The organism is Kitasatospora sp. NPDC056800 (genome assembly GCF_042789775.1).
GTDB lineage: Bacteria > Actinomycetota > Actinomycetes > Streptomycetales > Streptomycetaceae > Kitasatospora.
Map to the genome: position 1 here is coordinate 1 of NZ_JBHUAL010000331.1, position 5914 is coordinate 5914.

Here is a 5914-nt window from a genome sequence, read left to right on the forward strand (position 1 = left end):
GCCCGGAACCTGACGGTTCCGGGCCTCTCGCGTTGCGGCGATCCCGACGGGACTTGAACCCGCGACCTCCACCTTGACAGGGTGGCGAGCTAACCAACTGCTCCACGGGACCAGGGTTTCCTGATCTCGTTCACTCGCTTGCCGCGCTGCGAACAAGACAGACTGTAGCCCATGGTGGGCCCCCAGGTCGAACTGGCTCCTGAACGCCCACCCGCACCCGTCCGCAGCTCACAGCACCGGCGGGGGCGGTCACCCGCCCCCGCCCGGGTCAGAGCGTCGCCCGCGCCGCGTCCATCGCCTTCATGATCCGCTTCTCCGAGACCGGGCTCGGCGTGCCCAGCGACTGGGCGAAGAAGCTGACCCGCAGCTCCTCGATCATCCAGCGGATCGCCCGCACCTCCGCGGACGGCTGGTGCCCGGCCGGCACCGCCGCCAGCAGCTCCCCGTACGCCTGCTGGACCTGCTGCACCTTCAGCAGCTGCTGGGCGTCCCGCTGCGGGTGGTTGGGCAGCGCCTCCAGGCGGCGGTCCACCGCCAGCAGGTAGCGCTTGAGGTCCGGCAGCCGCTGCCAGCCGGTGGCCGTCACGAAGCCCGGGTGCACCAGCGAGGCCAGGTGCAGCCGGACGTCGTTCACCGCGTTCAGCAGCACCGGGCTGCTCACCGACTTCAGCCGGGTCGAGGCCTTGTGGAAGGCGATCAGCGCGGTGGCCGTCTTCAGGGTGGTGTCCGCGGACAGGTCGTACAGGTCCGCGCGCACCTTGTCGTGCAGCTTCCCGAAGGCCGCCTCGTCCCAGGCCGGGCCGCCGTTCAGGGCCATCAGCCGGTCCGTCGCGGCCGACACCACGTCCTCGAACAGGGCGGTGATCGAACCGTGCGGGCTGTGCGAGAGCGCCAGCTTCGCCTGGTTGCCCAGCCGGCCCTGGATCGACTTGGCCGGGGAGTTGGTGGTCAGCGTCAGCAGCCGCCGCGTCCCCTCCCACATCGACCGGGCCTGCGCCTCCGGGGTGTCGAACAGCTTGACGCCGACCGACGGCCCCTCGTCCACCAGCGCCGGGTAGGCGCGCATCGAGTGGCCGCGCGAGCGCTGCTCGAAGGTGCGCTGGAGCACCGGCAGCGAGGCCGGCCAGGCGGTCAGCCCGCTCTGCTCGATGCCCTGGCCGGAGGCGGCCGAGGAGAGCGTCTCCTTGAGCTTGGGCTTGAGCTTCAGCCGCAGCTCCTCCAGGTCCTTGGACTCGGCGAGCTTGCGGCGCCCGTCCACCACCCGGAAGGTCACCTTGAGGTGGTCGGGGACCCGTTCGTCGTCCCAGGCCTCCGGGGGCACGGTGACCGCCGTCAGGCGCTTCAGGGCGTGCTCCAGGGCCGGGAGGAGCGGTTCCTGGCGGTCCTTCACCGCGCGCAGCGCCGCCTTGGCGAAGTCCGGCGCCGGGACGAAGTTGCGGCGGACCGCCTTCGGCAGCGACTTGATGTACGCGGTGACCAGCTCCTCCCGCAGACCGGGGATCTGCCAGTCGAAGCCCTCCGCGGTGACCTGGTTGAGCACCGGCAGCGGGATGTGCACCGTCACGCCGTCCGCGTCGCTGCCCGGCTCGAACTGGTAGGTCAGCTTGAAGCGGAGCTTGCCCTGCTGCCAGTGGTCCGGGTAGTCGGCCTCGGTGACGCCGCCCGCGGCGTCGTTGATCAGCATCGACTTCTCGAAGTTCAGCAGGTCCGGCTGCTCGTGCCGGGCCTTCTTCCACCAGGAGTCGAAGTGCCGGGTGGAGACGACCTCCTCGGGCAGCCGGGCGTCGTAGAACTCGAACAGGGTCTGGTCGTCGACCATGATGTCCCGGCGGCGGGCCCGGTTCTCCAGCTCCTCGACCTCGCCGAGCAGCTTGCGGTTCTCCGCGAAGAACCGGTGGTGGGTCTCCCAGTCGCCCTCGACCAGCGCGTTGCGGATGAACAGCTCGCGGCAGAGCTCCGGGTCGATCCGCCCGTAGTTGACCTTGCGCTGGGCGACGACCGGCATCCCGTAGAGGGTCACCTTCTCGTACGCCATGACGGCGCCGGCCTTCTTCTCCCAGTGCGGCTCGCTGTAGCTCCGCTTGATCAGGTGGCCGGCCAGCGGTTCGACCCACTCCGGCTCGATCTTCGCGTTGATCCGCGCCCAGAGCCGGGAGGTCTCCACCAGCTCGGCCGACATCACCCAGCGCGGCGGCTTCTTGAACAGGCCGGAGCCCGGGAAGACCGCGAAGCGGGCGCCGCGCGCGCCGCCGTACTCGCGCTTCTCCACGTCGAACAGGCCGATGTGGGAGAGCAGGCCGGCCAGCAGCGACTGGTGGATCCGGTCGGCGTCCGGCTCGGCGTCCTCGTGCGGCTCCTCGATCGTGACGCCCAACTGCTTGGCGACGGTGCGCAGCTGGACGTAGATGTCCTGCCACTCCCGTATCCGCAGGTAGTTGAGGAACTCCGACTTGCACATCCGGCGGAACGCCGAGGAGGAGAGCTCCCGCTGCTGCTCCCGGACGTAGCGCCACATCGCCAGGTAGGAGAGGAAGTCGGAGGTCTCCGAGTTGAACCGCTTGTGCCGCTCGTCGGCGGCCTGGCGCTTCTCGGCCGGGCGCTCGCGCGGGTCCTGGATGGAGAGCGCGGCGGCGATCACCATGACGTCGCGGACGCAGCCGTTGCGGTCCGCCTCCAGCACCATCCGGGCCATCCGCGGGTCCACCGGGAGCTGGGCGAGCTTGCGGCCGAGCGCGGTCAGGCGCTTGCGCGGGTCCTTCTCGTCCGGGTCCAGCGCGCCCAGCTCGTGCAGCAGGTGGACGCCGTCCTTGATGTTGCGCGAGTCCGGCGGGTCCAGGAACGGGAAGGCGGCGATGTCGCCGAGGCCGGCCGCGGTCATCTGGAGGATCACCGAGGCCAGGTTGGTGCGCAGGATCTCGGCGTCGGTGAACTCGGGGCGGGAGAGGAAGTCCTCCTCCGAGTAGAGCCGGATGCAGATGCCGTCCGAGGTGCGGCCGCAGCGGCCCTTGCGCTGGTTGGCGCTGGCCTGGCTGATCGCCTCGATCGGCAGCCGCTGCACCTTGGTGCGGTGGCTGTAGCGGGAGATCCGGGCGGTGCCCGGGTCGATCACGTACTTGATGCCGGGGACGGTCAGCGAGGTCTCGGCGACGTTGGTGGCCAGCACGATCCGGCGGCTGCGCGAGCGCTGGAAGACCTTGTGCTGCTCGGCCGAGCTGAGCCGGGCGTACAGCGGCAGGACCTCGGTGTTCTTCAGCTTCAGCTTGTCGAGGGCGTCCGCGGTGTCGCGGATCTCGCGCTCGCCGGAGAGGAAGACCAGGATGTCGCCCGGGCCCTCGGCCTGGAGCTCCTCGGCGGCCTCGCAGATCGCCTGGACCTGGTCCCGGTCCCGGTCGCGGTCGACCTCGTCCGCCTCGTCGTCACCGTCCTCGGCGAGCGGCCGGTAGCGGACCTCCACCGGGTAGGTGCGCCCGGAGACCTCGACGATCGGGGCGTCGCCGAAGTGGCGGGCGAAGCGCTCCGGGTCGATGGTCGCGGAGGTGATCACGACCTTGAGGTCCGGGCGGCGGGGGAGCAGCTGCTTGACGTAGCCGAGGATGAAGTCGATGTTGAGGCTGCGCTCGTGCGCCTCGTCGATGATCAGGGTGTCGTACTGGTGCAGGTCGCGGTCGGTCTGGATCTCCGCGAGCAGGATGCCGTCCGTCATCAGCTTGACCAGGGTGTCCTGGCCGACCTGGTCGGTGAACCGGACCTTCCAGCCGACCGCCTCGCCGAGCGGGCTGTCCAGCTCCTCCGCGACCCGCTCCGCCACCGTGCGGGCGGCGATCCGGCGCGGCTGGGTGTGGCCGACCAGGCCGCGCACGCCGCGGCCCAGCTCCAGGCAGATCTTCGGGATCTGGGTGGTCTTGCCGGAGCCGGTCTCGCCCGCGACGATCACCACCTGGTGGTCCCGGATCGCCGCCAGGATCTCGTCCTTCTTCTGGCTGACCGGGAGCTCGGCGGGATAGCCGATCTCCGGCACGGCCTTCCGGCGGCGCTCGACGACCAGCTCGGCGCGGTCGATGTCGGCGGCGATCTCGGCGGCGACCTTCTGCCGGGCCTCGGGCTTGCGGACCCGACGGGCCCCCTCCAGCCGGCGCCCGATCCGCACCTGATCGCGCAGGGTCAGCTCGGGCAGACGGGCGGCCAGCTCGCCGATTCCGGGGCCGCCCTCGGCGGGTACGGTGGCGGACTGGACTGCGGGAGAACTCACTGCGGGCATCCCTCTAGGTTCGCAAGGAGGCACGGCGGAGCGCACCTCGGTTTTCGAGCCCCTCCAGTGTCACAGCCGTGAGCGGCGAATCGCGAACGCCGGGCAACGGTCCACGGCCGTCCCGGGCTCTGGGGGGTGAGGAGGTGCTCATGGGAGCCCACAAGACCGCCCGGGACGAGGAGTTCCGGACGTTCGTCGGCAGCGCCTGGTCACGGCTGCTCAGGACGGCGTACCTGCTCGCGGGGGACCGGCACGGCGCCGAGGACCTGGTCCAGCAGGCGCTGGAACGGGCGTACGCGGCCTGGAACAGGGTGCGCGCCGCGGACGATCCGTACGCCTACGTGCGCCGGATCGTGATCAACGAGCACGCCCGGCGGTTCCGGCGGCGGCTGGTCGAGTACCCGGTCACCGAGTTCCCGGACCGGCCCGCGCCGGCCGGCACCGACCCGGACGACCGGGCCGTGCTGCTCGCCGCGCTCGGCACCCTGCCGCCGCGGCAGCGCCAGGCCGTGGTGCTGCGCTACTGGGAGGACCTCAGCGAGACCCAGACCGCGGAGGCCATGGGCTGCTCGGTCGGGACGGTGAAGAGCCAGGCGGCCCGAGGGCTGGCCAAACTCCGCGGGGCCTCCTCACTCATCGGACTGACGAGCATCGGAGGGGCAAGATGAGCAACCAGTACCTGCCCGGGGACGAGGCGGGCGGCGACGAGCCGGCCACCGTACGGGCCCTGGGCGAACTGGCCGGCAGCGTCGAGACCGGGACGGTCCCGTACGACCGGCTGGTCGCCGGGGGCCGGCGGCGGCTGCGGCGCCGGCGGCTGCTGACCGCCGGGGTGGCGGCGGCGCTGGTCGCCGGGATCGCCGGGGGGACGGCGGTGCTCGGCGAGCGCGGCCGGCAGGCCGTCTCGACCGTGGTCGCGGCCTCGGCCACCGACGTGGCCGTCCCCGGCTCCGCGGGCGGCACGGCCACCCCGAAGGCGCCCGGCGCCCGGGACCCGTTCAACCCCACCCGGGTCAAGGTCGGCGAGGGCACCGCGAACGGCCACGCCTGGGAGGCCTGGGTGGCGCTGTGGCCGACCTCCCCCACGAAGGAGGGCGCCCTCAAGCAGGCGCAGCTGATCCGGGCGGAGCGGTACGCCGTCAACCCGGACGTGAAGCCGGTCAGGCAGAGCGACGTCGACAGCAACTGGGACGCGGGCATCGACGAGGTGAACTACTACTACACGGTGGACGGCAAGCGGCAGGCCGACGACTCCGTGCACGCGGTCTCCTCCCCGGGCGGGTACCCGGCCGCGGTCGGCGGCGCGTCGCTCGGCCTCAAGCACGCGACGGGCATCCCGCCGGTGGTGATCGAAGGGGTCCGGGCCGAGGTCGCGAAGGTCGCGGTCGACTGGAAGACCGGCGGCACCACCGAGGCGGTGCCGGTCGCCGTCGGGGACTCCCCGTTCCGCTACTACGGCGTGGTGGCGAAGCCGGGCACCGACGCCGCGAAGATCACCCAGTACGCGGCGGACGGCTCGGTGGTGAGCAGCACCGACAGCTGGCTCCGGACCTCCTGACCACCTGACCGGGCCGGATGGCGGGCTCGACGGAACCGAGCCCGCCGTCCGCGACCCTACTCAGGCGCCAGGAACACGGTCAACGCCGCCCGGCCCCACCGCCCATC

Annotated in this window: 3 protein-coding genes and 1 tRNA gene; 2 read left to right on the forward strand and 2 right to left on the reverse strand. The window is 71.8% G+C overall.

Annotated elements, in window-relative coordinates:
• Positions 1 to 38: 38 nt before the first annotated feature.
• Both ACFRQN_RS39510 and hrpA read right to left on the reverse strand, forming a co-directional pair.
• Positions 39 to 112: transfer RNA gene (locus tag ACFRQN_RS39510), tRNA-Asp, on the reverse strand.
• Between the two features lie 156 nt (positions 113 to 268).
• Entirely contained in the window at positions 269 to 4249 is a 3981-nt protein-coding gene (gene hrpA / locus ACFRQN_RS39515; RefSeq protein WP_369808314.1) for an ATP-dependent RNA helicase HrpA, read from the reverse strand.
• Between the two features lie 149 nt (positions 4250 to 4398).
• Between hrpA and ACFRQN_RS39520 the strand changes: the two genes are divergently transcribed.
• Positions 4399 to 4917, forward strand: coding sequence for a SigE family RNA polymerase sigma factor (locus tag ACFRQN_RS39520; RefSeq protein WP_049654070.1), 519 nt, complete (start codon positions 4399 to 4401; stop codon positions 4915 to 4917).
• On the forward strand, positions 4914 to 5807 hold the full coding sequence (locus tag ACFRQN_RS39525; protein WP_074002056.1) for a hypothetical protein: 894 nt from the start codon (positions 4914 to 4916) through the stop codon (positions 5805 to 5807). The genes ACFRQN_RS39520 and ACFRQN_RS39525 overlap by 4 nt, the downstream gene beginning before the upstream one ends.
• Positions 5808 to 5914 lie beyond the last annotated feature (107 nt).